Consider the following 26,130-nt stretch of genomic DNA (forward strand, 5'->3'; position numbering starts at 1 on the left):
GGAGATGGATGCCGCTCCCCTCCCGCCCGCAGACCTGCGCGGACGCACAGTGCTGGTCACCGGCGCGAACGCCGGCATCGGATACTGGTGCGCCGAACAGCTCGCCGCCCGGGGCGCACGCGTGCTGTTGGGCTGCCGCTCCCCCGAACGTGCGCAGACCGCGGTCGCCGCGATCCGAAGCCGGGTTCCGGCTGCCGACCTGCGCGTGCGGGGGCTCGACCTCGGCTCCCTCGACAGCATCGCCCTGGCCGCAACGGGGGTGGGCGAGCGACTCGATGCGGTCATCTGCAACGCGGGGGTGAAGGCGGCCGACCGCTCGGCGCGCACGAGCGACGGCCTCGACCTCATGGTGGGCACGAACTTCCTCGGTCATTTCGCACTCGTGGCCCAGCTCGAGCCCCTCCTCGCCCCGGATGCCCGCGTGGTCGCCGTCGGATCGATCGCGCACCGATTCGCACATCTCGATGCCGCCGCCCTCGATGCCGCCAGCCTCGACGCACCGTGGAGCGGCTCCTCGCTTCGACAGTACGGAAGGTCGAAGGCATCGTTGATGGCCTTCGCCTTCGAGCTCGCGCGACGCTGGTCGGGTTCCTCTCGCGCGGCGGTCTGCGCACACCCGGGCTATGCGGTCGATCCCCTCACTCCCCCACGACTGGGCCTCGCCGAGGTCTCCGGCTTCGTCCGTGCCGTGGCCTCCCCGACCCGAGCACTCGTGCAGGGCAAGGACGGCGGGGCCCTCCCGATCGTGCATGCCGCGACCGCCTCGGAGGTCGTCGACGGCGACTACTGGGGTCCGGGCGGACTGCTCGAGTTCCGCGGAACGCCGACACGGGTGACCGCATCGGACGACGTGCGCTCCGCCGCGGTCGGGGCGCAGCTGTGGACCGCGGCAGAGCGCCTCACCGGGGTGCGTTTCCCGACATGATCAGGGCCGCTATGTCCGACCCCCGCGGCAGGATGAGCCCATGATCACACTGCTCTCTGCCCCGTCGAACCTCGGCCTGCGCCCGCCGGAGCGCGGGAGCGTGCCGGGCGCGGCGAAGGCGCCGGAAGCGCTACGCGATGCCGGCCTCTTCGCGCGCTTCGTCGAACGCGGCGCCTCCGACTCCGGCGTCGTCCTCGCCGGCCGCTACGTCGATGACGACGACACCCGGCCGGCCGGCCGCGTGCGCAACGAGAGCGCGATGATCGACCACTCCCAGCGCCTCGCCACGCGCATCGGCGCGGCCATCGACCGCGGCGAGGCTCCCCTTGTGATCGGCGGCGACTGCGCGATCCTCCTCGGAGCGGGTCTCGCGACCGCACGCCGCGGCGGTGTCGGCCTCGTGCACATCGACGGCCATACCGACTTCCGCCACCCGGGCAACAGCGACGAATGCGCGAGCGTGGCCGGGGAGGCCCTCGCCGCCGCGGTCGGCGCACACTGGCCGTCGATCGCCGACATCGACGGGCTCGCGCCCTACTTCCCGTCCGCGCACACCGCGCACATCGGTCACCGCGCCGACGATGAGGATCAGGACGAGGTACGTGGCATCCTCGGCAGCGTCACGCCCGCCGCCGATGTCACCTCTCTCGGAGCCGCTCGCGTGGGTGCAGAGAGCGCCGCCGTCGCCGGTCCCGCGTACTGGCTCCAACTCGACGTCGACGTGCTCGACCCGACCATCATGCCCGCGGTCGACAGCCCCGATGCCGGCGGAATCAGCGCGGCGGAACTCACCGCACTGCTGCGGGAACTCGCGCCTCGCGCGATCGGCGCCTCCATCACGGTCTTCGATCCCGACCTCGACCCGGATGGGCGCTACGCACGCCTGCTCGTCGAGGTGCTCACAGCGGGCCTCGGCGAACTGGGCACTCGGGTGCGGCGCCCCTGACGTCGGCGCCTCTGACATCGGCGCCTCTGACGGCCGGGCTCCTGACGGCCGGACTCCTGACGGCCGGGCTCGTGACGCCCGGACTCGTCAGAGCCACCGCCTGGACTCACGCCTCCGGCTCGACGATGGGTTCGGTCATGACCCGCACGCGGGCGATGCGTCGGCGGTCCACCTCTGCGACCTGGATCGTGGCTCCGGGCACCTCCACGACGTCACCGACGACCGCGAGACGCCCGAGCTGCTCGGTCACGAAACCCGCGATGGTGTCGGATGAACCGCGCGGCATCGCCAGCCCCGTCGCCTCCTCGAAGTCCTGCAGGTTGAGACGTCCGTCGATGCCGTCGTCCGCAGAGATGAACACCTCGGCGTCGTACTCATCGAAGATCTCGCCGACGACTTCCTCCACGAGGTCTTCCAGGGTGACCAGACCGTCCGTGCCGCCGTACTCGTCGACGACCACCGCGATGTGGTGGCCCTCGGCCCGCATGCGCGTCAGAGTCGGCAGCACGCGCGCGGTCGAGGGGATGTAAGGGATGTCGCGCATCAGCGCGCTCAGCGGACGCTCCGGGTCGTCGGATGCGGCCTCGAACAGATCACGCACGTGCACGAATCCGGTGATGTCGTCGATCGAGGTCTCCGAGACCGGGTAACGCGAGAAGGGAAGGTCGCGCACCTGCGCCATCACCTCGCCGACGCTCGCGGCCTCATCGAGGGCGACGACCTCGGGGCGCGGTCGCATGACCTCGCTGACCTGGCGCCCACGGAGGGAGAGCACATCATCGAGGATGCGCCGTTCGTCATCGGGCAGCCCCTGATGGCTCGCCACGATGTCGCGCACCTCCTCGTCGGTCATCTCGTCGCTCGTCTTGTGCGGATCTCCCCCGAGCACTCGGACGAGGGCGTTCGTCGAGACCGAGAGCAGCCAGATCACCGGCCGCATGACCGTCGCGAACCCGTTGAGGGCAGGCGCGACCGCGTAGGCGAACTGGGCATTTCTCTGGATCGCCAGACGCTTGGGCACGAGCTCGCCGAGCACCAGCGACAGGTAGGCGATCACCAGCGTGAGCACGAGGGTCGCGACGGTGAGGGCGAGAGCGGGGGCGAGACCCCATGACTCGAGCACCGGCGCCAGCGACGGCGCGATCGATGTCGCTCCGTACGCCGCCGAGGCGAACCCGGCCACGGTCACACCGATCTGCACCGCCGAGAGGAACGTGTTGGGGTTGCGGGCGAGGGCGGCGACCTTCGCACCGCGCCGCCCTCGTTGGCCGATCGCATTGATCTGGCTTTCGCGCAGCGTGACCAGCGCCATCTCCGTCGCAGCGAAGACACCGCCGATCAGCACGAACGCGAAGACGAGGGCGATGTTCCAGAGCAGGTCGCCCATCAACGGGCCGCCTCGTCTGTGGTGGGGTGAGCGCCCGGGACGAACCGGGCGCTCGTACTGTCAGAGTCCGAAGAGTCAGAACAGCGCTGCGCGCTCAAGAGTGCTCCTTCTTGGTGGTGGTGTCGGCGGATGAGATGTCGTGGGAGGTGTCGCCCGGTGCACGGCGCGTCTTGATGAGGCTCGCCACCGTGGCGACCGCGATGGTCGCGCCGATGAACAGCAGCGAGAACCAGATCGGGATCTCCGGCGCCCACTCGACGCCCTGGCCGCCGTTGATGAACGGCAGCTCGTTGACGTGCAGAGCGTGCAGGACCAGCTTGACGCCGATGAATCCGAGGATGACGGCGAGTCCCTGCGCCAGGTAGACGAGGCGCTCGAGCAGACCGCCGATGAGGAAGTACAGCTGTCGCAGTCCCATGAGCGCGAAGGCGTTCGCCGTGAAGACGATGTAGGCCTGGTCGGTCAGGCCGTAGATCGCGGGGATCGAGTCGACCGCGAACACCAGGTCGATGAAGCCGATCGCGATGATGGTGAGGAGCATCGGCGTGACGAAGCGCTTGCCGTTCTTCACGACCGTGAGCCGGTCGCCGTTGTACTCGTCGCTGACGGGCAGGTGCCGACGGACGAACGTCATGAAGCGCCCGTTCGCGGGGTTGCTCTCGTGGTTGCTGAACGCCTGACGATAGGCGAGCACCAGCAGCAGAGCGCCGAACAGGTAGAAGATCCACGAGAAGTTCTCGATGAGCGTCGCGCCGACGGCGATGAAGATGCCGCGCAGGATCAGCGCGATAACGATGCCGATCATCAGCACCTTCTGCTGGTACTTCTTCGGCACGGCGAAACCGGTCATCACGATGAGGAAGACGAACAGGTTGTCGATCGACAGGGCCTTCTCGGTGAGGTATCCGGCGAAGTACTCGCCGCCGAACGTCCACCCGGAGAAGACGCCGATACCCACACCGAACAGCAGCGCGAGGCTGATGTAGAAGATCGACCAGCGCGCCGATTCCGCGATCGTCGGCTCGTGCGGTGTGCGCACGTGAGCGAAGAACTCGTAGACGAAGAAGGCGATCGTGACCGCGATCGTGATGATCCAGATCAGAGGGGTGATATCCAAATGCGGACTCCAGACTCGGGGTACGACAGTACCGCCAAAGTCTTCTCCATTCCATGGAACATGGAACCGGTGGCCCGGGATGCGACGTGCATCCGTAATGACGACCCCACCGTGTCGGAGTACTCCCCTTGGGTGTCTTCAGATTAGGAGAAGACCCTTTGCTCTTCCTGTGGATCTGCCGATAACGTCACGCCACGAGAGAGAACGGCATATCGGGTTTCGACGCGTGAATCAGTAACATTTCACGTATTACCCGTCTATCCCTTTTCGGTCGCGTCCGATGCTGCGGAGCGTCACCCGACCAGACAGGAGCCGCGATGCCGCACGCCAGCGATGATGCCGCCGAGAAGCCGGGCGCCCGAGACCGGGCCCCTGATCTCGAGAACGACCGCGAGAGGCTCGGCGACGTGTCGACGTCGGTCCAGGACTTCGCACACGAGCAGACCGGGTATCACACCTCTCTCAAGGCGCGGCATCTGCAGATGATCGCCATCGGCGGAGCGATCGGCACCGGCCTCTTCATGGGAGCGGGGGGACGACTGCACACGGCCGGCCCCCTGCTCGCTGTCTCCTACCTGATCTGCGGTGTCTTCGCGTTCTTCATCCTCCGAGCGCTCGGCGAGCTGGTGCTCCACCGGCCGTCATCCGGATCGTTCATCTCCTACGCTCGCGAGTTCTACGGCGAGAAGCTGGCCTTCGCCGCAGGGTGGCTCTACCTGCTGAATTGGGGCATGGTCGCGATCGTCGACTCGACGGCCGTCGCACTGTACGTGCATTACTGGTCGGCGTTCGACGTCGTGCCCCAGTGGCTGCTCGCCCTGGTCGCGCTGGTGGTGGTGGTCGGACTCAACCTCGTCTCGGTCCGCCTGTTCGGCGAGATGGAGTTCTGGTTCTCGATCATCAAGGTCGCCGCTCTCGTCGCCTTCCTCCTCATCGGCATCGTGGTCCTCGCCGCGGGCTGGGAGACAGATCAGGGACCGACGGGATTGCAGATGCTCAGCGAGAACGGAGGCTTCAGTCCCGAAGGCGTGCTTCCCGCGGTCATCGTCATGCAGGGCGTCGTGTTCGCCTACGCCTCGATCGAACTGATCGGTACAGCTGCCGGCGAGACCGAGAATCCGGCCAAGCTCGTACCTCGAGCCGTCAACTCCGTGATCCTGCGGATCGGCGTCTTCTACGTGGGGTCGGTGCTCCTGCTCGCACTCCTGCTCCCGTATACGGTCTACCGAGCCGGGGAGAGTCCTTTCGTGACCTTCTTCACCCACATCAGCGGCCCGGAGATCGGGGCGATCGCCGGGAGCGCCATGAACTTCGTCGTGATCACCGCCGCGATCTCCGGGCTCAACGCAGGCCTGTACTCGACCGGCCGCGTCTTCCATTCCCTCGCCGCCTCCGGTGCGGCCCCGAAGGTCGCCGGAATGATGAGCAGGCGTGGCGTCCCGGTCGCCGGAATCCTCTTCACCGCAGGGTTCGCCCTGATCGGGGTCCTGCTCAATCTCGCGGTTCCCGACGACGCCTTCGAGATCGTGCTGAACATGTCGGCGCTGGGCATCATCTCCGCGTGGGCGACGATCATCCTGTGCCAACTGCGCCTCCGCTCCTGGGCGTTGCAGGGACGCATCGTGCGGCCGTCGTTCCGACTGTTCGGGGCGCCGTTCACGTCCTACCTCACCCTCGCCTTCCTGGCGTCGGTGATCGTCCTCATGGCGTTCGACTACCCCACCGGAACCTGGACCGTTGGCACGCTGATCGTCATCGTCCCCGCACTGATCGGCGGCTGGTTCCTCGCCCGGCGAAGGATCAGCGAGGTTCAGGCGCTGCGACGGGGTGCGAACTTCACGCCTGAACCGACGGAGACGTCCGACTCGGCCTGAGCGAGCTGCAGTCCGTTAGAACTGGATGAGCCCGCTAGTCCTGGATGAGCCCGCTAGTCCTGGATGTCGGAGCGGATGAGCTCCTGTTCCTGGGCGCGATCGATGATGGCGGGGAGCACCTCGTCGAAGAAGGTGACGAGGACGGCGCGGGTCTTCACCGCATCACGCTCGAGGATCGCCTCCCGGAGGGAGACGACGAAAGCACCGACGACCTCCCAGTCGAATGCATCCCGCGAGTGCTGGCTGAACCTCCGGATCTGCGGCCCGAGACGTTCGATGATCACGGCTCGCGACGCGTTCCCCTCGATGCGCGCGAATCCGGTGGCGGCCGCACGGAGCGCGATACCGAACCCCGCCACATCGCGTGCCTTCACCGCCGCGGACATCTCGTCGGCAAGCTCGGTGAGATAGACGATGTCGTCGTCCTGGATCAGGGGCATCACGTGGCGCACCGAGCCGATCCAGATGTCTCCGAAGAGATCGACGGCGTTGCGGACCTGATCGAGATCGATCGGGGCGACGCGGGTGTAGCGGTTGCGCTGCATCTCGACGAGACCGTGGTCGGCGAGGCGGTCCAGGGCATGCCGGATCGGGGTCTTCGACGTGCCGAGGCGCTCTGCGAGCTCATAGTCTCGCAGACGTTCACCCGGGCGCAGCTCGCCACTGATGATCGCATCCTGCAACCGGTTGTACGCCTCGTCGCTCATCGACCTGCGCTCGAGGGGTCCGCCTGAGAGTGCCACCGCTTTTGTCCTCCACTCGAGCACGGAATCGCTGTAGAGCCTGAAGTTCTACCTACACTGCAATGTATCGCATCCGACGTAACGGACAAGCGAATACCGGGTCGTGGAGGTGACCGTGCGCGCGTTCACGGCATGGGGAGAACGGCATCAGGTGACGCTGTACCTGGCGTCGATCGCGGTCGGCGCCGTCGTCGGCCTCCTCTCCCCCTCGACGGCACCGGTGTGGGAGTCGGCGGTCACCCCACTCCTCGGCGTTCTGCTGTTCGCGACCTTCCTGGGCGTGCCGTTCGCGCACATCGGACGGGCATTCGTCGACGGGCGTTTCCTCGGCACGCTTTTGCTCCTGAACTTCGTGGTGGTGCCGGCGCTGGCTTTCGGCGTGAGCAGAGTGGTGGCGGCCGATGAGGCGATCCTGCTGGGGGTGCTTCTCGTGCTGCTCACCCCGTGCGTCGACTACGTGATCGTGTTCACGGGCCTGGCGGGCGGCGACCGCTCCCGGCTTCTGGCCGCGACACCGCTGCTCATGCTGCTGCAGATGCTGCTGCTCCCCGTCTACCTCTCCCTCTTCCTCGGCGCCGATGCGATGAGCGCCGTCGACCCGCGCCCGTTCATCGACGCGTTCCTGCTGCTGATCGCACTGCCGCTCGCACTCGCCGCTCTGACCCAAGTGCTGACCAGGAGGTTCGCCTCGCCCCGCGTGATCGAACGCGGTTCCGCCACGGCGATGGTGCCGCTGATGATGCTCACTCTGGCTGCCGTCGTCGCTTCGCAGGTGTTCGCCGTTGGCGGCGCGTGGGGGCGTCTCTTCCTCACAGTGCCGGTCTTCGCGGTCTTCGCCGTGATCGCCGCGCCCCTTGGCGCAGTCCTCGCGCGGGTCGCCGGCCTGGACACGCCGGGCCGCCGCGCGGTCGTCTTCAGCGGTGTCACGCGCAACTCTCTCGTCGTGCTCCCGCTCGCTCTGGCCCTGCCCGACGCGTTCACGCTCACGCCGCTCGTCGTCGTCACCCAGACGATGGTGGAGCTGATCGTCATGGTGGCGATGGTCGCGGTGATCCCACGCGTGATCAGGCAGCGTTGAGCGCCGCGACGATCATCGCCCCGGCGGACCGTCGAGCACTGTCGGGACGTACTCCCTCAGTTGCGCACGCTGAGCGGGCTTCCGATCGTGAGTCGTCGGGCGCCGTCCCGACCCTGAACGCGCACCCAGCTTGGGCGCGTACCGTCAGCACCAGCGAGCACAACTGAAGATCCGAACGCGACGCTCTGAAGGGCCGTTCGCGAAAGAACAACACCTCCGCCGCCCGCTCTGGGCGACGCCGGAGACGAGGTCATCATGGACGTCATCCGTCCGACCGTCCACACCCGTCCGCGCGACAACGCGTCCCGAGGATCGAGCGCCTTCACCGAGTTGGCGCAGCAGGTACGCGAGCGCGGGCTCCTGCACCGGCGCTACGGCTACTACTGGACGAAGCTCATTGCCGCCCCGATCACTGTGGGCGTGTGCCTGCTCGCGTTCCTCTGGATCGGCGACACCTGGTGGCAGCTGTTCACCGCCGCCGTCCTGGCGATCGTGTTCACCCAGATCGCGTTCCTCGGTCACGATGCGGCGCACCGGCAGATCTTCGTATCCGGCCGGTGGAACGACTGGATCAGCATCATCCTCGGCGACCTGCTCGTCGGCATGAGCTACGGATGGTGGCAGCACAAGCACACCCGCCACCACGCCAACCCGAACAAGCTGGGCTCCGACCCCGACATCGAGCTCCCCGTGATCGCTGTCTCCACCGAGGCTGCGACGAGGCACCAGGGACCGGTCATCACGTGGCTGCGCGGACATCAGGGCGTGCTGTTCTTCCCGATCCTGCTCCTCGAAGGACTCTCGCTGCACGCTTCGAGCGTGCGGCGGATGTTCGCCGCGGGGCCGGCTCGAACGCCGGTGGGCCGAGATCACGTTCCTCAGCGTCCGCATGATCGGATACCTGGTACTGGTGTTCATCGTGCTGTCCCCCGGAATCGCCTTCGTCTTCCTGGCGGTGCAACTGGGACTGTTCGGGTTCTACATGGGGATCGCCTTCGCCCCCAACCACAAGGGGATGCCGGTCGTACCTCGGGACATGACCCTGGACTTCCTGCGGCGGCAGGTGCTGATGAGTCGGAACGTGCGCGGCGGCCGCTTCCTCGACGTCGCCATGGGTGGACTGAACTACCAGGTCGAGCATCATCTGTTCCCCTCGATGCCCCGCCCGCATCTGCGTCGCGCCGCCCCGATCATCGCCGCGTACTGCCGGGAGCACGACGTGCAATACACCCAGGTCGGCCTGTTCGCCTCATACGCGATCGTGGTTCGCTACATCAACCGGGTCGGTCTCGGCGAGCGCGACGTGTTCCGTTGCCCGCTCGCGGATCAGCGGCTCGCGATCGGGGTGCCGCTGCGGTCGTGAACCGCCGCCTCTAGCCGCGGACGGTCGCGATCATCCGGTCCAGATCGGCGTCGAGATCGGCGTCGACGACCTGTCGGGCCGGCGTGGCATCGTGATACTCGATGATCTCCTGCGCACCGATCCAGAACGGCACACGGGAGCAGAACTCGGGGACGATACGTCGGATCTTGGCGGTGTCGAACACCATCGGGTGAGCCCTGTCGCCGTGCAGGTCTGCGGCGAACGACGGCCGGATGGCGGCGATCGTGTCGGAGGACACGTGCACCAGCTCGGGACGGACCCCTGCGGCCTCGCCCAGCCAGGTGTAGATCTGATCCCACGTCGGCGCGTGGTCCCCCATGATGTGGAAGACGTCGCCGAGCACGTCACGGCGCCCGAAGAGGCCGACGAAACCCACCGCGAAATCGTTCGTGTGCGTGATCGTCCACGGTGAGGTACCGTCGCCGTGGACGACGACCGGCCGATCCTCGCGCATCCGCGCCACGTCGTTCCACCCGGCCAGCGTGGGCATGCTGGTGCGGTCGTAGGTGTGCGACGGGCGGACGATCGTCACGGGAAAGCCCTGGTCGCGATACGCGGCGGTGAGGGCGTCCTCGCAGGCGATCTTGTCGCGCGCATATCCGGAGAACGGATTGCGGAGCGGCGTCGATTCCGTGATCGGGAAGCGCAGCGGCGGCTTCTGGTACGCCGACGCGGAGCTGATGAACACGTACTGCCCGGTCCGGCCGGCGAAACGCGCGATGTCGGCCTGCACGTGGGCGGGGGTGAAGGCGGTGAACTGGGCCACGACGTCGAACTCGCGGTCCCCGAGTGCTGCCCGCACCGCGTCCGCGTCACGGATGTCGCCCTGCAGGAGCTCGGACTCTTCCGGCAGCGCCCTCTCCTCGGAGCGACCGCGATTGAGAACGGTGACTCGATGTCCGAGCTCGACCGCCCGTCGCACCGAAGCCGCGCTGATCACACCGCTGCCGCCGATGAAGAGGATGTCCTGTGTGCCCATGTCCCGATCCTGTCACGCCGGCGTCGCCGGGTGGCGTCGTTTCGACGAGGTCGGGACGTCGTGAGCGATCGGGATGGACGCGCATGGGTTCCGTGAGACTCCTTCATCGCCACGATCACCCAGGCGTAGGACGGAGTCATGACTCTCACCGACATCCTTCCCACGCTTCGACAGAGCATTCCCGCTCCCCTCGACGGATGGAGGTGGCCGGTGCACACGCACCCGACGACCACCGATGTCGTGGTGGGAGGCATCTCGCTCCTGCGGCTGTTCGAGATCAGCGGATCACCCGCGGTCCTCACCGGCGACCTGCCGCTGCCGACCGCGGGAACCGACGTGACCGTGCTGCTGTTCCGGATCACGCTGCGCGTCGACACCCAGGAGGACAAGCGCATCGCGCTCACGGACTGCTCGTTCGACGGTGTGGATGCCGCGTGGGAGGAGTGCCGCCTCATCGGCCGGGCTTCTTCGGCGCGGACGACGAAGATCGAGCTGATCCCCGGCGAGGAGGGCGGCGTGGCCTGGCCGCACCCCATCGCGCCTCTTCCTGCCGACCTCCGGGAAGGCGATCTCGTCGTCGTCCCCTGCGTCGGTGCTGTCACGCTCCGAGACGTGCGTCCACGCGCCGCCGCCGCGCTCTCCGCGGAGGCGTCACGATGACCGTCCTGCACACCGTGCTGCACTCGACCGCATTCGTATGGAACGACCCGCGACGCGATGCACGGCAGCTGTGGCCGAAAGACACCGTGATCGGTGCGCACGACATCGTCGTCGCCGGGCGAGCGCTGTCCGATCTCGCGCGCGAACGACGCACCCCCTGCATACTGATCGCGCCCGTCGCGCCCTCTGCGGCGCACCCCGAAGCGGACCCGCACGTGACGTTGGTGGTGGCACGGATCACCGCCCGCGAAGAGCCTCCGGGGTGGCATCGCGAGGCGTCGGCGACCGTCGACTGCGATCTCCGCGCGATCGTCCCGCTGGTCACCCACGTCGAGCGGCTGCGCACGCCCCGGGCTCGAGACCTGGTGCAGACCGTCCTCCGCACCGACGAAGACGACACACGGCTGCACGCCCGGCTGCCGAAGGCACTCTCCCCCGGCGACCTGATCGTGTTCGCGTGCACCGGTGCCCTCGCACTGAGCCAGGTCGCACCGCGCACGCGCACCGCTGCCGTCGCGGTCGTCGACGCCGTCGCGGAAGATGTCGAAGAGACAGGAGGCGTGTGCCGCAAGTATCGGGGGGAGCCGTTCGCCGACTAGCGCGTCGGCGCGCTGCTGCGCCCGTGCGCACGACCGCTCAGCTCGGCGTCGAGCGTCTCCTGCGCGACGCGCATCTGGTCGGCATACTCGGTCTGCTGCAGCCGCCGCCACATCACTTCTTCATCGACGTCTTCCACGTGGCTCACGACCCACCAGATGTTGCCGAACGGATCCTTGATGCGCCCACCGCGCTGGCCGAAGGCGTTGTCGCTGAGGGCGGTCACCACGGTCGCCCCTGCAGCCTCGGCTCTGGTGAAGGCCTCTGCGGCGTCGGGCACCCACACCCGAAGCAGGCTCGGCATCACGGGCCACTCCGGCCGACGATCGAAGGCGAGGACGACGGTGTCGCCGATGCGTATCTCACCGTGTCCGATCAGACCGTCTTCCGTGGCGACCCGCGCCAGTTCCTCCCCGTCGAAGACCTGGGAGATGAAGTCGAGCAGCGCGCCCGTGTCGTCGGTGACGACCCAGGGGGCGACGCTCGTGTAGCCGTTCGGGGCTGCGCTCGTGGCTGCGGTCATGACTCTTCCCTCTTCCCGGTCTGCGGAGTGAGACACACAGTAGAAGGGGCCTCGGACAGTCGCCGAGAAGCCGGGGATTCACCGGGCGGAACCGGTCGCGATGACAGCGGCCTGCGCGTAGGCAGCCGTCCACACCCGGTCGAACCGATCACGACCGATCACTCCCTGACGGCAGGCGAGAGCGGCGTCGCCGAGCGCTTGGGCCAGGGTCTCCAGACGGAGCTGCTGGGCGCGCTCGGCCGCGGTGTCTTCGCTGAGCCCGGACCGACATGCCGATACCGTGACCACGCGCCGACGGATGCTGCGCGAGCGCCGCGACAGGATGACGCCGATCGGAAGCAGAGCAGCGACGAGCAGCATCGCAGCGAGCAACGGAGAAAAACCCGCGGCGCACAGCACCACCCACGCGACGACGCCACCGCCGAGCGACAGCGGAGTGAACCAGCGGTGCGCCTCGGCAATGCGCCGCTCCACGTCCGTGGAGTCGGGCGGATAGACCGCGAGCACGCACGCGACGGTGCCGTAGTGGCTCACGGTCCTCGACAGATGGCCCCAGCATGGAGGGCACGAAGCGCTCGGCAGTGTCTGCGCGGGGACGCGATGGGGAGGACGGGACACGGACATGCCTCCCACGTTGCTCCCGGACGCGTGCCTCTGAGCGCCTGACAGACGGAACCCATACGGCGGCCGGCGCTTTCCATGCGGAATGGCGACGCCTCTGCGTTCGGCATATCGTCCTCATATCGAGAACGGCATACGGCCACGCAACGGTGCGCGCCCTGGACTGGAGGTATGACAGAGACTTCTGCCCCAGCTGCCCTTCCCCGCTATCGCCGTACGGCGAAGCCGCCCCACGGCGACGGCCTCCTCCCGGAGCAGGCAGGGGCCGGGAGGGCCGAGCACGAGGCACCCGAGACGACCGCGATGGCATCGCCTGGCCGCATAGCCTCGCTCGACGTGATCCGCGGCGTCGCCATCATCGGCACTCTCGCCAGCAACGTCTGGCTGTTCCAGGCGTTCTTCGGCGAACGGGTGGTCGACATCTGGTGGCAGGACCTCGTCTCCGCACTTTCGGAAGGGAAGTTCCTGGGCCTGTTGACCATCATGTTCGGCATCGGACTCGAGATCCAGCGCCAGGCAGCGCTCCGGCGCGGCAGCCGGTGGCCCGGCACCTATCTCGTTCGTGCCGGTCTGCTCTTCATCGACGGAATGCTCAACTACATCTTCGTGGTGCAGTTCGACGTACTCCGCGCCTACGCCGTCCTCGGCTTCGTCGTGGCATTCGTCCTGCTGCTCCCGGAGAAACGCCAGTGGGTGTTCATCGGCGTGGCGCTCGTGACGCACGTCACGCTCATCCTTCTCCCCCTCTTCACCGGCAGCGTCATGATGTTCCCGGGCCTCGTGATCCCCGGGGAGTCCCCGACGGTCGGCGGCAGGCCGACATATTGGGAAGAGGTGCAGATGAACACCCTGACCGTGTTCTCCGACCTGACGGTCGGCACCGACACCGGCTCGATCCTCACCCTCGGTCTCGTCGTCTTCACCCTCGGCGCCATGCTCTACCGCCACGGACTGTTCGAGGCCCGCGGCGCGCGACTGCGCAGATGGGTCATGATCGTCGGCTTCGGTGCGGGCATTCCCGGCGAGGTCGTGTTCTTCCTCATGCAAGAGACGTTCGGACTCAACAGGTTCCTCTCCGCGCCGGTGGTCGCGTTCGGCATCCTCGCCCTCATGGCCTCCTTCTATCGAGGACACCGCATCGGATTCGTCGGACGCGCGCTCTCCCTTGTCGGCCAGATGGCCCTGAGCTGCTACGTGCTCCAGAACATCCTCGGTCGGGTGGCGCAGTCGATCATCGGTCACTCGCCGCTTGCGGAGACGCTCGACCCGCTGGTCGGAACCCTGGCGATGTTCTTCGTGATCGCCGCTCTGGTGATCCTGTTCGCGAACCTCTGGATGCGCCGCTTCCGCAAGGGACCGCTCGAGTACGTCTGGGACGTCAGCTTCCGATTCCTCACCCGGAGCCGCGTGTGTCCGATCCCACGAGAGATGTCACGAAATGCGACGCGCGAAGCGCGGAAATCCGCGGAAGGCTGATCGACACATCCGTCATCTTGTCTCAGGCGAGTTGTCAGTATTTCGCATGCACGTCACTCGCTCGCCTGACCTCACGCGCGACGGGAGCCAGGGTGCGAGTCGTCAAACTCAACCTGTTGGCTGGAAAGCGACAGAATGGTCATCGTGACAGAGACCCGAAGAGTTGCGGTGCTGCTCGGCGCGGGCGCGTCGTTCGACGCCGGCATACCGCTCACTGCCGACCTCACGGAGCAGGTGTTGACATCCGTCAATCAGCCGTCAGACGTCCGCGAACCTTGGGTCAAGGCGATCAACTTCGTTCACGCGGCGATGTTCAACTACGCGGCCCGAGACGGCAGCAACCCAATCGGGGCGGTCAACATCGAGCGCTTGATCTCTGCGCTGCGCCTTCTTCGCGGGCGCGAGGGGCACGAGGCCGCACCATTCGTGAGTTCGTGGCGCGACCCGATTCTGCCGGAGGGTCGAGTCTATGCGGACAAGTGGAACTCTGATCGATTTGTCCGGAACCTGTCGCAGGCGCTGGGCATAGACGGGGGCGACCGCGGCGGGCGTGGCGCTGCGAGCAGGAAGGACGCGATCGAGAACATCGGATACTTCATCGCGGAGTTCGCCGACGGAGCCAAGAGGCCGGTGCATCGCGGCGACTACCGCACCGCGGATCTGCGGGTACTGCGTTTGCTCGGTACCCTTCTCCGCGTGCGGAAGCCCGTCGACTACCTCTACCCGCTTGTCGATCTCGCCCTGGCACAGCCGGAAGGGCTCGACGTCGTGACGCTCAATTATGATCTCGCGGTTGAGCAGGCCGCGAGCGAGCGTTCGGTGCCAATTGAACGAGGCGTGGGCGATTGGCCCCGCGAGCGGATCAGGTTCGATGTCGCCGCGCAGAAACTTCGTCTACACAAGATTCATGGTTCTCTGGACTGGGAGCTGGAGGCACACAGCCAGTCTTCGACGCGACTCACGGTTTCGGACGGAGCGGTGGAGCAGCCCTGGATCGTGGTCGGTGACCGGGAGAAGCTTGCGACCGACGGTCCGACCCTCGAACTGCTGCACGCTGCAGAGGAAGCGATAGAGCGCGCAGACCACCTCGTGATCGTGGGCTACCGGTTCGCGGACGCGCACGTCAACCACGTCATCCGCAACTGGATGCTCCGATCGGAGAGCCGCACCGTGGGGGTCATCGAGCCGACCTGGTCCTATCCCGAGCCCAGGTCGTTCTTTGGCCAGCTGGTCAGCGAGTACGGCGGATCGTGGCGGCACGATCTCAGCGAGCGCCCCCAGCGAGTTTTCGGGTATCAAGGCGGCGCGAGAACCCAGCTCCCCCACGCGCTTTCAACCGACCCGCTCTCCGCGGACACCATAGTCATCGCGGACCTCAGTGCGACAGCCGCGGACAACGGGGCGATCTTCGTCGAAATCGAGCATGGCGGTCGGCATCTATCCCACGTGGGATTCCGATCCAATGCCGGACATGTGACGCCCGAGTTCGAAGGCAGCGACCTATCCCGTGTGACGACCTACGACGGCGTCCCGTCGAGAGTGAACTCATGGCCCGCTGGCGAGAAGATCACGCTCCGAATCTGGCCGACCCAACGGTACGAAACGCTCACGCTCGAGATCGCGGGCCGCACGCTGACCTCCGAGCTTCAGACACAGGTGGGCCTCCCGCTAGTGAGGCCCGCGCCTGATACGGCTTGATCCGCGCACAGTGATATTGCATGCAGAAGGCTCAGAACAGATCTTCAAACACGTCACGGTAGAAGCAGCCTCGGTTCCCGGGGCTGCCCGGGTCCCCGGGACTCCCAGGATTCCCTGGGCTTCCAGGATCGCGCGAGGTCGACATCATCTCAGGCTGCCCGATCTCACGGAGTTGACAGGAAATGATCCGGACTTCACCACCGCTGATACCGCTTCAAGATTGCCCGATGGGTGATGAGCGCCTCATCGAGCGTGAGCTGGCCGTCGAAGAATGCATCCCACGCCCCCACGTGACCGCGCTCGGCCTGCCTGCGCAACGCCAACTCGGCCTGGGGCTCCTCACCCCGCCATGCCCACTCGCCAACATACTCGCCACTCATCGCGTGATGACCAGGCGTGTACTCCTGGATCAGCCCGATCCGATACTCGAACCCGCGATACGCCATCAGGAACTCTTCCTCGTCCGGAATGAGATCCGTGAAGAAGCGACGGATCTCGGTCGCGAACAGGTGGCTGGTTGGATAGACCCAACCGCTCGTGCCCGCCCAGCGCGGCAGGTTCTTGGCCCAATCGTCCGAGAACAGCCGTTGATAGTGAAGGAGCTGCGCGGCGTTCGACTGCTGCTCGAACCCGGCATGGGTATGGCCTTCTACCTCGGTCGCGATCGCGAGCAGCAGTCCTTCCCGGTTTCGCCGGGTCGCGGTGATCGAGATAACCGCGACGGCCACCAACGCCGGGATCAGCCGCACCGAGCGCAGCATCTGGTTGAACTGCGGCGGAAACGACGCTCCGGCATCAACGAGTCGCTGCACCGCGTCGACCCACAGCCGGTCGTGCACCCCGTCGGAGTCATGCCACACTCCTTCGATCAGCAACAACGCGAGCTGATCCATGGAACGGACATGAGCATCGATCGCGTCGTCCACCACCTGCCAGGTAACCTCCGCACCGTCCACGGAAGAGATCGGCTGAGCGGCGATCGAGCTAACCACGCCATCGACGATACCCATCACGAGGTCGTGGAGATCTATCCGTCGAACCGGGTCGGGCAGATACCGTTTCAGCCGGGCAACCGCCATCGCCGTGGTCAACGGCGGCGTCGACAACCTATCCAACGCTTCCAAGCTCTCGACGAGCTCACCGAACAGGTCATCAGCGCTCGATGAGGGAAGCACTATCCCGCCACGCCCCGCCAGCAGCCGCTTTGCCGTGTCGCCGCGACTGCTGCGCTGGTCCCAATACAGCGGATATCGTCGCGACGTCGACTGTTCCAACGCGCCAACCAACGCGACATCCCAGTCCGCCGACCAGCCCGACACGATCAGCCCGTACTCGTCGAACACCTGGTCCAACAGACCCGTCCATTCCGCGGGATAGTCCGAAAGCTCGGAGGGCGTGTTTCGGGTCCCCAGATCTCGATAGTCACCGTGCAGCTTGATGACCGTCGCGCCTGAATGTGCCAGCGGTGCCATCCCATTGACCGCCTCCGGGCGCGAGACTACCTGGGGAGACACACCCACCGCGTCCAGGGCCTGTTCCATCAGTCGATCGAAGTTGGTCGTAACGATGACCTTCACCGACCCGCGGCGCACAAGCTCCGCAATCGCACGATGCGCCTTGCTCGGCTGCCGCACCGGCGTCTCGTCATCCGAGCCGGGCTCGAAGAATCCTGCGAGCAACCCTTGCCGAGCCGCCGCGGACGGAGCCAGTTGCTCCAGCAACGATGAGTAACCCAGCTCTCCCTCACCGTTCTGGCTCCACCACAACTCCGGGTCAGCCCGCGCAGCGGAAACGGCATCCGCATCATCAGGAGCCGATGCGGCTGCGACACGAGCCACGAGCTCCGTCACGACGCCCCAGCCGGTCAGCAGCCCGGCGCCGGTCGAGACGCCGGAACCCAACATCACCGCATACACACCTGGTTGCGAATGCACTGACGTCGCCAAGGACACTAGCGGGGACAAACCTCTAATCGCAGCCATGCGGCCAGTCTGGCAGTCCCCTCCGACACCTGCGCACCGCGCTGCGGCCCGTCAGAACACCCCGGCAGGAGCGAATCAGCCACTCTTCGTGAGCGCTACAGCGTTACTCCCGAGCATTCGTGCGCAGTTGGCGTGTCACTGACCACCGATCCTCGAGCCACTCATACAGCGCGGCCCCGTGATCTGGGCTCCGCCGGAGTTCAGAAATCGTGCAGGTTCATGGCACGAACCTAGTCAGGAGTCCGGAAGCCGAGATCACCCTTTGGTGATCACCACCCCTGACAGATTCTCGAAGTCGAACTGAATCGGCTGGAACCAACCGTGAAAGAAGGTGGAGGACACGACGGTGGGACGAAGAATCCGACGCGTCACTTGCCCCGGTGGTTCAAGCTCACCGCCCCAGAGAGCGGAGTACACCAAACCCGCCGACGGTCTATCGCAGGACTTGAGAATCTCATCCAGTCGCGGATCGCTCGGATCTTGTTGGGAGAAGAGCTGAGGATGTTCCGCTCAACGTCTGTCAGTTGCCAACGGGTGAAGCGGTACCCGCTGAGAAATCGCAGGTTCGCGATCTCCTGAGGGCTCGCGTCAGCGAACAACCGATAGGCGATACCAGCTGTTTCGCACACTGCCCTCGTCCTCGCGAAGGATTCCGCCGCCCGTTCATCGATGCGAGTTCGAGGGCGAACGTCGACCACCATCAACGCACCGCTATCGAATCGAACACAGATATCCGGAATGTGGAGGCGTCCGTCATCCCAAGTCAGGACAAACGGCTGGGTGCAGATCTCTCGACGTCCTGGATGACGATCGACCGCGGCCAACGCCGACTGCTCGTACAGCGACTCGAACCAATGGTGGCGTCGGGTCGCGGCAGCCCAGTAGTAGCCCGAGTAGTTCTTCTTGCCTTTCCAGGACGGCGAGCTGCGCACCTGATGCAGACTTCCCACCACGAAATCGCCCATGTCCAGGGCGTCGACCGTCACGCGCCGCCCTCCGACATCAGCCTCGACCATGCATCGAGACGACCCTGCTTCGCGAGCGGGTAACACCGTGGACATGAGCATGTGAAGTGGGCTCCTCCGCGATCGGTTGTCATACCTGTTGCGTCATGGTGCTTTCCTGTTGCGTCATGGTGCTTTCGCTTCGCCAGCTAGACCCACCGACCGCTCGGCAGACGCGACACACCGCTCATGCACAAAGAAGGTTGTCTCTACTGCCAACTACGAACAGTCACTGCCAACTGTGATGTCCGTACTGCCAACTGTCGACGGAATCGACAGGGTGAAGGCGCCGACCGTCGCCTGAGATCGAGAAATTTCGTGACCAAACCGTTGCATTCGTTATATCGCCGTTATACAGTGATCACACGGTGAATGTTTGCTGTGGCACTCACCGCATGTGATTGCAGGACACTCTTGGTGCAAGGGACAAGGGCCGGTCGGGAGCCTCTCCGACCGGCCCTTTACTGTTCGCACTATTCTGTGAGGATGACCGATCGCAAGCTCGCCCTGGAGGCCTGGGAGAGCCTGTTCCGCGCGCAGCACGAGCTGTTCACCGAGATGATGAGCGACTTCGAGCACAGCGATATCGCGCAGGCAGAGTACGACGTGCTGCTCACCGTCACCCGCTCCCCCGACATGACAGCGCGACTGCGCGACATCACCTCGAACATGCTGATCAGCCAGCCCAGCGTCTCGCGCCTGGTCGACCGCATGGTCACGCGAGGACTCGTGGCGAAGTGCGCCGACCCCGACGACGGTCGCGGTGCGCTGATCCGGGCGACGGACGAGGGGGCCCGGGCCTTCCGCTCGCTCGCCACCGTGCACGGGCGCTCGATCGCCGACCGCATGTCCCGTCTCGACGACGACGAGTTGCGCGCCCTGCGCGACCTCGCGGAGAAGCTCCGCGCCCGCTGACGCCCCTCGGCCTCGGCCTCGGCACCTCCCCCCTGCCCGCACCCCCTGACCAGCCCCTGCCCGCACCCCCGCAGGAGGAGATCTCCTCGTCGGGCGGACGTATGGCCGAAGACCTTCCTCCCGACGTGGAGTTTCCCGCCCACCACGATGCCCCCCGGAACGGCCTCTCTGCATTTCTGGCAGGGTGGGGGGCGAAGGCGCGCACCACGGCGCGCTCGGGACCGCCCCTTCGGGGGGACCAGGGAGGTCATTCATGGAGATCGCCGGAATCGTCGGCATCCTCGTCATCGTCGGAATCGCGGTCGTCGTCGCCGTCGTTCTGCTGCTCATCCTGCTGCTGTTCGCACGCAGCTGGATCAAGGTCGCGCGAGCCGACGAAGCACTCGTCATCTCGGGCCGCAAGCAGAAGATCCAGCGCGCGGTCATCGCCGCCGACGGCACGACCAGCTCCGAGCTGGCGGAGTCGCCCGTCACGGTCATCGTGAACGGCAAGTCGCTCGTCAACCCGATCACGCAGCGCCACGAGATCATCTCGCTGCGCTCGCGGCAGGTGTCCCTCAACGCCGAGGCCCAGTCACTCGACAGCGTCACACTGAACGTCGACGGCGTCGCGATCGTGAAGATCGGCTCCGACCCCCTGTACGTGCGCCGCGCGGCCGAGCGATTCGCCTCGCAGGACAAGGCCATCGAGCAGTTCACGACCGAGCAGCTCGAAGGTGCCCTCCGCGGCATCGTCGCCACGCTCTCCGTCGTCGAGCTGATGCGCGAGCGGAAGAAGTTCTCCGACCAGATCGCCGCCGACGTCTCGCAGGAGCTCGCCGAGCAGGGCCTGATCCTCGACTCGTTCCAGATCAAGGGCATCACCGACAAGGTCGGCTACATCCAGTCCCTCGGCGCTCCCGAGATCCAGGCGAAGCGTCAGGCCGCCGAAATCTCGCAGACCAACGCCGACCGTGCGATCAACCAGAAGAACATCGCCAACAAGGAAGCCAACCTGATCGAGCAGACCGCGCTCGACACCAACACGGCCAACTCCGACTCCGGGATCGGCCGCGCCCGTGCCGAAGCCGAGCAGGCCGAGGCGCTGGCTCGTGCTCAGGCTGAGCAGGCCGTTCTGCAGCAGCAGGCCGAGAACAAGCAGGCCCAGCTCGACGCCGACGTCAAGCGCGTCGCCGATGCACAGCGGTATGAGGCCGAGACCCGCGCACAGGCCGAGCTCTACACGCGCGAGCGCGCGGCCGAGGCTGCCGCGATCGAGCAGGTCAAGCAGGCCGAGGCCCGTACCCGCATCGCCGAGCAGCAGGCGCAGGCCGACAAGGCTCGTGCCGACGGCGAGGCCGCGGCCGCGATCGCCAAGGCCAGCGGTGAGGCGAACGCCCTGCGTGCACAGGCAGAAGCCGAGGCCGAAGCCCGCCGTCTGCGCGCCAGCGCCGAGGCCGACGCCATCCGCGCCGAGGGTGATGCCCGTGCCGCCGCTCTCGAGGCGGAGGCGAAGGCCATCGCCTCGAACCAGGACGCGTTCCTCTCGCAGCGCGTGCTCGAGGTGTTGCCGTCGATCATGGCCGAGTTCTCCAAGGGTTACGCGGCGATCGGCAACGTGTCGATCATCGGCAGCTCCGGCGAAGACGGCGCGTCGAACGTCGTCGGCGCCGACAGCGCGAAGGCCCTGCGCTCGGTGTTCGACAGCGTCCACTCGGCAACGGGGCTCGACCTCGCCGGGATCATCCAGGGTCAGGCCGTCGGCCGCGGCTTCGGTGCAGGAGTCGCCGAGGCTACGCCGCCCGCACCCGCACCCGCGCCCCGGGTGTCGACGCCGACCACTCCACCACCGCCCGCTTCCGCAACCCCCGCAGCTCCCGCAGCAGAGTAGGCGGAGCAGGCAGAGCACTTCGGCGGATGCCGCGACCGACCCGGTCGCGGCATCCGCTGTTCCGGAGCGGGCACCGCCGTCCCCCGTTCACGGCTCAGGACACCTGCCCCCGTGGACGCGCCGTACTGCCCGCTCCGCCGAATCCCCCGCAGATCTCCTGAGTTCCGAACGGCTCCGGACGTCGCCCGACCGGGCAGACTGGACGGATGACCCCCGCCGCCTTCGACCTCGCCACCATCGGCGCGGGCCTCTCGTTCGCGGCCGCCGTCGACGAGGTCTCGGCAGCGCTCGACACGAGCGGGTCGGTCGTCGTGACCGCACCCCCGGGCACCGGCAAGACCACACTCGTACCGCCGCTCGTCGCCTCACGGCGCAGCGGTCGGGTGATCGTCACCCAGCCTCGCCGCGTCGCCGCCCGCGCCGCCGCCCGCCGACTCGCCCACCTCGACGGCTCTCCCCTCGGCGCACGCGTCGGCTTCAGCGTCCGCGGCGAGCGCGCGGTCGGTCCGGAGACGCGGGTCGAGTTCGTCACCGCCGGCGTGCTGCTTCGACGCATGCTCGACGACCCAGGGCTCGACGGCGTGGATGCCGTGATCATCGACGAGGTGCACGAGCGCGCGCTCGAGACCGATCTGCTGATCGGTCTGCTCTCCGAGGTGCGGGAGCTGCGCGATGACCTTGTGGTCGTCGCCATGTCCGCCACCCTCGACGCGACACGCCTCGCCTCCGTCATCGCCACGGATGCGACACCGGCGCCGATCGTCGACCACGACGTCCCGGCCTTCCCTCTCGCCGAACGCTGGGCACCGAGCCCCGTGCCCCGGCTCGACGAGCGCGGTGTCACGTGGGGATTCCTCGACCACGTCGCGGCGGTCACGGTGTCGGCGGCACGGGATCTGGTCCGCGAGAAGCCCGATGCCGACGTGCTGGTCTTCGCCCCCGGTGCCCGCGAGGTGGCGGAGATCGCCCGCCGCGTCCGAGATGCCGGCGACAGGTTCGATGTGCGGGAACTGCACGGCCGCGTTCCCCCGGCCGAACAGGACGCCGTGATCCGGGGCCGTACACCGCACGACCGTCCGCGCATCATCATCACGACGTCGCTCGCCGAATCCTCGCTCACCGTGCCGGGCGTCCGTCTGGTCGTGGACACGTGCCTGTCGCGGTATCCGCAGCGCGACGCCGCCCGCGGCATGACGGGCCTGGTCACCAGCGCTGCGCCTCGCTCGTCGTGCGTGCAGAGGGCCGGACGCGCCACGCGCCAGGGCCCCGGCGCGGTGATCCGCTGCGTCGACGAGCGTTCGTACGCGGCGGCACCCGCCCGTCCGGTGCCGGAGTTGGCCGTGGTCGACCTCGCCGATGCCGCGCTCCTGCTCGCGTGCTGGGGTGCCCCGGGTGGAAACGGCCTGCGGATGATCGACCCGTTGCCCGCCGCCCACCTGGCCGACGCCATCGCTGTTCTGCACGGCCTCGGCGCGATCGACGACGAGGGCCGCGCCACCGCCGAGGGACGTGCACTGGCGCGCATCCCGACCGCTCCCCGGCTGGCCCGTGCTCTGCGCGACGGCAGCCCGACGGTCGGCAGCCGTCTCGCGGCTGAGGTCGTCGCGCTCGTGGGTGGCGATCTGCGAAGCCCCGAGGCCGACATCGCGCGGGCCCTCATCGCCCTCAGAAACGGGCGGACCCCGGACGCCCGCCGATGGCGAGACGACGCGAACCGCCTCGAACGCATGATCGGCCCGGCGCCGGGCGTGCGCGCGGACCTCGACGGGGTCGGCCTCGTGATCGCGCTGGCTTTTCCCGAGCGCATCGCCCACCGCGTCGAGCGCACCGCCACCGGAGCGACGTACCTGCTCGCCTCCGGGACACGCGCAGGGGTGACGGGCCCGCTCGCGGCCGTCGAATGGCTCGCCGTCGCCGACGTGACCCGTGCCTCCGGCCGTGCGGCGGCCGGGTCCGGTGCGATCATCCGCTCCGCTGCGGCGCTCACCGAGCTGCAGATGGAGCAGGCCGCCAGCCACCTGATGACCGACCGCGTCGAGGCAGACTTCGTCGGAGGTCGTGTCCAGGCCCGACGCGAACGCCGGATCGGTGCGATCCTGCGCACATCGGTGCCGGTGCGGGCATCGGCCCAGGAGGGGCGGGATGCCGTGCGTCGTGTGCTCCGGCGCGACGGACTCACGCTGTTCAGCTGGCCCGACGCCGCCGACGGACTGCGCCGCCGTCTGGCGATGCTGCGACGCGAGCTCGGCGATCCGTGGCCCGATGTCTCGGACGCCGGACTGATAGAGACCCTCGACACCTGGCTGGCGTCCGAGCTCGACGCCCTGGCATCCGGCACCCCCGTGGATCGCCTGGACCTGACGTCGGCTCTTCGTCGGCTGCTGCCGTGGCCCGAAGCGGTGCGACTCGACGACCTCGTGCCGGAGCGCCTCGAGGTGCCCAGCGGATCCCGCGTCCGCATCACCTACCCCGAACCCGACGGCGACCCGACGTCACGTCCTGTCGTCGCCGTGAAGCTCCAGGAGTGCTTCGGCTGGGCGGAGACCCCCCGCCTCGTCGACGGACGGGTACCGGTGCTGTTCCACCTGCTGGCCCCCGCAGGGCGCCCGCTCGCGGTCACCGACGACCTCGCCTCGTTCTGGTCCGGCCCCTACACACAGGTCCGCGCCGAGATGCGGGGGCGCTACCCGCGGCATCCCTGGCCCGAGGATCCGTGGGCCGCCACACCGACCAAGCACACCAAGAACCGCGCCACGCGCTGAACACCGACCGGGACGGGAGTCAGCGGGTGCGCCGCCGCAGTGTCAGCGAGGCGAGCACGAGAGCGCCGACCGCGAAGGCCACGACGATCAGCAGCGGACCGAAGACATCCCACCCCTCGTCGCCCGCGGCGACCGCGTTGATCGTGTCGATCGCGTAGCTCAGCGGAAGCCAGTCGGAGATGGCGTGCAGCACATCGGGCATCTGATCACGGGGCATGAAGAGCCCGCCGAGGATGATCTGCGGGAACACCAGCAGCGGCATGAACTGCACCGCCTGGAACTCGGTCTGGGCGAACGCGCTCGCGAGCAGACCGAGCGCGGTACCGAGCAGCGCGTCGACCACCGCGACCAGGCCGAGCTGCCAGAGCGGACCTTCGACGTCGAGCCCGCACACCCCGACGGCGAACGACACTGTGATCACCGCCTGCAGCAGAGCCATCAGACCGAACGCGAGCGCGTACCCGAGGATGAAGTCGGCCTTCTCGAGCGGTGTCGTCATCAGGCGTTCGAGGGTGCCCGAACGGCGCTCGCGCAGGGTCGTTATCGAGGTGATGAGGAACATCACGATGAACGGGAACAGCGCCAGGATCGCGCCGCCGAACTGATCGAAGACGCCGTCCTGATCGCTGAACAGCCAGGCGAAGAGGCCCACGAGCAGACTCGGCGCGATGAGCATCAGCGCGATCGACCGCGGGTCGTGCCGCAATTGGGTGAGCACGCGTCCGGCGGTGGCGAACGTCCGGCGGCCGTTCATTCTCCGGCCTCCTCCTGCTGGTCGCGCGCTCCTCGGCGCGATCGCCTCGTGTCGCCGACACCAGCCGCGCGGTCGCGCTCGATCAGCACGAGGAACGCGGCCTCGGCGTCGGTCGTGCCGGTGTCGGCGAGGAGCGAGGTCGGAGTCGTGTCAGCGATGATCCGCCCCTCGCGCATCAGCAGCAGCCGGTCGCAGCGCACGGCCTCGTCCATCACGTGACTCGACACGATGAGCGTCACCCCTCGATCCGCGAGGGCGCGGAAGAGGGTCCAGAGCTCGGCGCGCAGCACGGGGTCGAGTCCCACCGTCGGCTCGTCCAACACGACGAGCTCGGGCGCACCGATGAGGGCCACCGCGAGCGACACCCGCGTCGCCTGCCCTCCGCTCAGAGAGTCCACGAGTTGCCCCGCCTGCGGGCCGAGACCCACCTCGTCGATGACCCGATCGACGTCGCCCTTGGGCGCCTTGAGCAGCGAAGCGAAGTACGAGAGGTTCTGGCGCACGCTGAGGTCGCCGTACACCGATGCTCCTTGCGTGCCGTACGCGACGCGGCGCCGCAGCCGTCGCGACCCTCCCGGCTCGCCCAGTACCTTCACGTCACCCGAAGCGATCTTCTGCACCCCGACGATCGAGCGCATGAGCGTGGTCTTGCCGCATCCGGACGGGCCCAGCAGGCCCGTGATCTGGCCGCGGGGGATCGCGAGGTCGATCCCGTCGAACACGTGCACCGCCCCGCGACGCACACGCAGCTGCGCGATCTCGACGGCGGAGTTATTCATCATGTGATGAATTATGCGCCCGCCCGTCGTCCGCGTCAACGGGGTCCGCAGATACC

21 protein-coding genes and 1 pseudogene are annotated in these 26,130 nt (G+C 67.4%); 12 read left to right on the forward strand and 10 right to left on the reverse strand.

Annotated features, from left to right (window positions below; all coding sequences use genetic code 11):
* The first annotated feature begins 4 nt into the window (after window positions 1–4).
* The gene (locus MicroSTF_RS16795; protein WP_021198114.1) at window positions 5–925 is read left to right on the forward strand and encodes an SDR family NAD(P)-dependent oxidoreductase; all 921 of its coding nucleotides are present in this window, start codon (window positions 5–7) and stop codon (window positions 923–925) included.
* Between the two features lie 40 nt (window positions 926–965).
* Window positions 966–1,871 carry an arginase family protein gene (locus MicroSTF_RS16800; protein WP_021198115.1) on the forward strand — a complete coding sequence of 302 codons (906 nt, stop codon included), beginning with the start codon at window positions 966–968 and terminating at the stop codon, window positions 1,869–1,871.
* A gap of 106 nt (window positions 1,872–1,977) precedes the next feature.
* Here MicroSTF_RS16800 and MicroSTF_RS16805 read toward each other — a convergent pair whose 3' ends face one another.
* Window positions 1,978–3,258 (reverse strand): hemolysin family protein, encoded by a 1,281-nt coding sequence (locus MicroSTF_RS16805; protein ID WP_297556926.1) that lies wholly within the window; start codon window positions 3,256–3,258, stop codon window positions 1,978–1,980.
* 94 nt (window positions 3,259–3,352) lie between these two features.
* Window positions 3,353–4,375 (reverse strand): TerC family protein, encoded by a 1,023-nt coding sequence (locus tag MicroSTF_RS16810; RefSeq protein ID WP_021198117.1) that lies wholly within the window; start codon window positions 4,373–4,375, stop codon window positions 3,353–3,355.
* A 317-nt stretch (window positions 4,376–4,692) separates the two neighbouring features.
* Between MicroSTF_RS16810 and MicroSTF_RS16815 the strand changes: the two genes are divergently transcribed.
* A complete protein-coding gene (locus MicroSTF_RS16815) occupies window positions 4,693–6,249 on the forward strand; it encodes an amino acid permease (protein WP_322957252.1) in 1,557 nt (518 codons plus the stop codon).
* A 53-nt stretch (window positions 6,250–6,302) separates the two neighbouring features.
* On the opposite strand, the gene MicroSTF_RS16820 is transcribed toward MicroSTF_RS16815, so the two are convergent.
* A complete protein-coding gene (locus MicroSTF_RS16820) occupies window positions 6,303–6,992 on the reverse strand; it encodes a GntR family transcriptional regulator (RefSeq protein ID WP_029266035.1) in 690 nt (229 codons plus the stop codon).
* A gap of 115 nt (window positions 6,993–7,107) precedes the next feature.
* Here MicroSTF_RS16820 and MicroSTF_RS16825 point away from each other — a divergent pair, with 115 nt between their 5' ends.
* Together MicroSTF_RS16825 and MicroSTF_RS16830 are read left to right on the forward strand one after the other, a co-directional pair.
* Window positions 7,108–8,070: an arsenic resistance protein gene (locus MicroSTF_RS16825; protein ID WP_322957254.1), complete on the forward strand. Its 963-nt coding sequence runs from the start codon at window positions 7,108–7,110 to the stop codon at window positions 8,068–8,070.
* Window positions 8,071–8,325: 255 nt separating this feature from the next.
* Window positions 8,326–9,433: pseudogene (locus MicroSTF_RS16830) on the forward strand (fatty acid desaturase family protein).
* Window positions 9,434–9,443: 10 nt separating this feature from the next.
* Here MicroSTF_RS16830 and MicroSTF_RS16835 read toward each other — a convergent pair.
* Window positions 9,444–10,433, reverse strand: coding sequence for an NAD-dependent epimerase/dehydratase family protein (locus MicroSTF_RS16835; RefSeq protein WP_297556932.1), 990 nt, complete (start codon window positions 10,431–10,433; stop codon window positions 9,444–9,446).
* 138 nt (window positions 10,434–10,571) lie between these two features.
* Here MicroSTF_RS16835 and MicroSTF_RS16840 point away from each other — a divergent pair, with 138 nt between their 5' ends.
* Together MicroSTF_RS16840 and MicroSTF_RS16845 are read left to right on the forward strand one after the other, a co-directional pair.
* Entirely contained in the window at window positions 10,572–11,093 is a 522-nt protein-coding gene (locus MicroSTF_RS16840; RefSeq protein ID WP_322957258.1) for a hypothetical protein, read from the forward strand.
* A complete protein-coding gene (locus tag MicroSTF_RS16845) occupies window positions 11,090–11,692 on the forward strand; it encodes a hypothetical protein (RefSeq protein WP_029266041.1) in 603 nt (200 codons plus the stop codon). Before MicroSTF_RS16840 ends, MicroSTF_RS16845 begins: the two co-directional genes overlap by 4 nt.
* Here MicroSTF_RS16845 and MicroSTF_RS16850 read toward each other — a convergent pair.
* Both MicroSTF_RS16850 and MicroSTF_RS16855 read right to left on the reverse strand, forming a co-directional pair.
* A complete protein-coding gene (locus tag MicroSTF_RS16850) occupies window positions 11,689–12,213 on the reverse strand; it encodes a VOC family protein (protein ID WP_297556934.1) in 525 nt (174 codons plus the stop codon). The two genes, MicroSTF_RS16845 and MicroSTF_RS16850, sit on opposite strands and share 4 nt — an antisense overlap.
* Before the next feature lie 78 nt (window positions 12,214–12,291).
* Complete coding sequence (locus tag MicroSTF_RS16855) at window positions 12,292–12,837, reverse strand: DUF6611 family protein (protein WP_322957261.1); 546 nt, start codon at window positions 12,835–12,837, stop codon at window positions 12,292–12,294.
* A gap of 168 nt (window positions 12,838–13,005) precedes the next feature.
* On the opposite strand from MicroSTF_RS16855, the gene MicroSTF_RS16860 reads away from it, so the two are divergent.
* Complete coding sequence (locus MicroSTF_RS16860; RefSeq protein WP_322957263.1) at window positions 13,006–14,310, forward strand: DUF418 domain-containing protein; 1,305 nt, start codon at window positions 13,006–13,008, stop codon at window positions 14,308–14,310.
* A 144-nt stretch (window positions 14,311–14,454) separates the two neighbouring features.
* Entirely contained in the window at window positions 14,455–16,008 is a 1,554-nt protein-coding gene (locus MicroSTF_RS16865) for an SIR2 family protein (protein ID WP_322957266.1), read from the forward strand.
* 194 nt (window positions 16,009–16,202) lie between these two features.
* Here MicroSTF_RS16865 and MicroSTF_RS16870 read toward each other — a convergent pair whose 3' ends face one another.
* A complete protein-coding gene (locus tag MicroSTF_RS16870) occupies window positions 16,203–17,924 on the reverse strand; it encodes an SIR2 family protein (protein WP_168441058.1) in 1,722 nt (573 codons plus the stop codon).
* A 434-nt stretch (window positions 17,925–18,358) separates the two neighbouring features.
* Window positions 18,359–19,006 carry a TnsA-like heteromeric transposase endonuclease subunit gene (locus tag MicroSTF_RS16875; RefSeq protein WP_168441057.1) on the reverse strand — a complete coding sequence of 216 codons (648 nt, stop codon included), beginning with the start codon at window positions 19,004–19,006 and terminating at the stop codon, window positions 18,359–18,361.
* A gap of 474 nt (window positions 19,007–19,480) precedes the next feature.
* Between MicroSTF_RS16875 and MicroSTF_RS16880 the strand changes: the two genes are divergently transcribed.
* The 3 genes from MicroSTF_RS16880 to hrpB all read left to right on the forward strand — a co-directional run bounded on the left by MicroSTF_RS16880 (window position 19,481) and on the right by hrpB (window position 24,541).
* A complete protein-coding gene (locus MicroSTF_RS16880) occupies window positions 19,481–19,909 on the forward strand; it encodes a MarR family winged helix-turn-helix transcriptional regulator (protein ID WP_021198144.1) in 429 nt (142 codons plus the stop codon).
* A gap of 253 nt (window positions 19,910–20,162) precedes the next feature.
* Window positions 20,163–21,779 carry an SPFH domain-containing protein gene (locus MicroSTF_RS16885; protein WP_136025306.1) on the forward strand — a complete coding sequence of 539 codons (1,617 nt, stop codon included), beginning with the start codon at window positions 20,163–20,165 and terminating at the stop codon, window positions 21,777–21,779.
* A gap of 206 nt (window positions 21,780–21,985) precedes the next feature.
* Window positions 21,986–24,541, forward strand: a complete 2,556-nt coding sequence (gene hrpB / locus MicroSTF_RS16890; protein ID WP_322957273.1) for an ATP-dependent helicase HrpB — start codon at window positions 21,986–21,988, stop codon at window positions 24,539–24,541.
* A gap of 19 nt (window positions 24,542–24,560) precedes the next feature.
* On the opposite strand, the gene MicroSTF_RS16895 is transcribed toward hrpB, so the two are convergent.
* Together MicroSTF_RS16895 and MicroSTF_RS16900 are read right to left on the reverse strand one after the other, a co-directional pair.
* The gene (locus MicroSTF_RS16895) at window positions 24,561–25,295 is read right to left on the reverse strand and encodes an ABC transporter permease (protein ID WP_297556942.1); all 735 of its coding nucleotides are present in this window, start codon (window positions 25,293–25,295) and stop codon (window positions 24,561–24,563) included.
* Window positions 25,292–26,077, reverse strand: coding sequence for an ABC transporter ATP-binding protein (locus MicroSTF_RS16900; RefSeq protein ID WP_322957276.1), 786 nt, complete (start codon window positions 26,075–26,077; stop codon window positions 25,292–25,294). Before MicroSTF_RS16900 ends, MicroSTF_RS16895 begins: the two co-directional genes overlap by 4 nt.
* Window positions 26,078–26,130: the final 53 nt, after the last annotated feature.

This window comes from Microbacterium sp. STF-2, assembly GCF_034650155.1.
GTDB classification, from domain to species: Bacteria; Actinomycetota; Actinomycetes; order Actinomycetales; family Microbacteriaceae; genus Microbacterium; species Microbacterium maritypicum_A.

What these genes read in the sequence shown, in the direction of transcription:
- MicroSTF_RS16850 (WP_297556934.1), bottom strand. Translation starts at nt 12,213, where the DNA reads ATGACCGCAGCCACGAGCGCAGCCCCGAACGGCTACACGAGCGTCGCC.
- MicroSTF_RS16805 (WP_297556926.1), bottom strand. Translation starts at nt 3,258, where the DNA reads ATGGGCGACCTGCTCTGGAACATCGCCCTCGTCTTCGCGTTCGTGCTG.
- MicroSTF_RS16900 (WP_322957276.1), bottom strand. Translation starts at nt 26,077, where the DNA reads ATGATGAATAACTCCGCCGTCGAGATCGCGCAGCTGCGTGTGCGTCGC.
- MicroSTF_RS16845 (WP_029266041.1), top strand. Translation starts at nt 11,090, where the DNA reads ATGACCGTCCTGCACACCGTGCTGCACTCGACCGCATTCGTATGGAAC.
- MicroSTF_RS16795 (WP_021198114.1), top strand. Translation starts at nt 5, where the DNA reads ATGGATGCCGCTCCCCTCCCGCCCGCAGACCTGCGCGGACGCACAGTG.
- MicroSTF_RS16840 (WP_322957258.1), top strand. Translation starts at nt 10,572, where the DNA reads ATGACTCTCACCGACATCCTTCCCACGCTTCGACAGAGCATTCCCGCT.
- MicroSTF_RS16800 (WP_021198115.1), top strand. Translation starts at nt 966, where the DNA reads ATGATCACACTGCTCTCTGCCCCGTCGAACCTCGGCCTGCGCCCGCCG.
- MicroSTF_RS16895 (WP_297556942.1), bottom strand. Translation starts at nt 25,295, where the DNA reads ATGAACGGCCGCCGGACGTTCGCCACCGCCGGACGCGTGCTCACCCAA.
- MicroSTF_RS16860 (WP_322957263.1), top strand. Translation starts at nt 13,006, where the DNA reads ATGACAGAGACTTCTGCCCCAGCTGCCCTTCCCCGCTATCGCCGTACG.
- MicroSTF_RS16880 (WP_021198144.1), top strand. Translation starts at nt 19,481, where the DNA reads ATGACCGATCGCAAGCTCGCCCTGGAGGCCTGGGAGAGCCTGTTCCGC.
- MicroSTF_RS16875 (WP_168441057.1), bottom strand. Translation starts at nt 19,006, where the DNA reads ATGGTCGAGGCTGATGTCGGAGGGCGGCGCGTGACGGTCGACGCCCTG.
- MicroSTF_RS16835 (WP_297556932.1), bottom strand. Translation starts at nt 10,433, where the DNA reads ATGGGCACACAGGACATCCTCTTCATCGGCGGCAGCGGTGTGATCAGC.
- hrpB (WP_322957273.1), top strand. Translation starts at nt 21,986, where the DNA reads ATGACCCCCGCCGCCTTCGACCTCGCCACCATCGGCGCGGGCCTCTCG.
- MicroSTF_RS16815 (WP_322957252.1), top strand. Translation starts at nt 4,693, where the DNA reads ATGCCGCACGCCAGCGATGATGCCGCCGAGAAGCCGGGCGCCCGAGAC.
- MicroSTF_RS16885 (WP_136025306.1), top strand. Translation starts at nt 20,163, where the DNA reads ATGGAGATCGCCGGAATCGTCGGCATCCTCGTCATCGTCGGAATCGCG.
- MicroSTF_RS16855 (WP_322957261.1), bottom strand. Translation starts at nt 12,837, where the DNA reads ATGTCCGTGTCCCGTCCTCCCCATCGCGTCCCCGCGCAGACACTGCCG.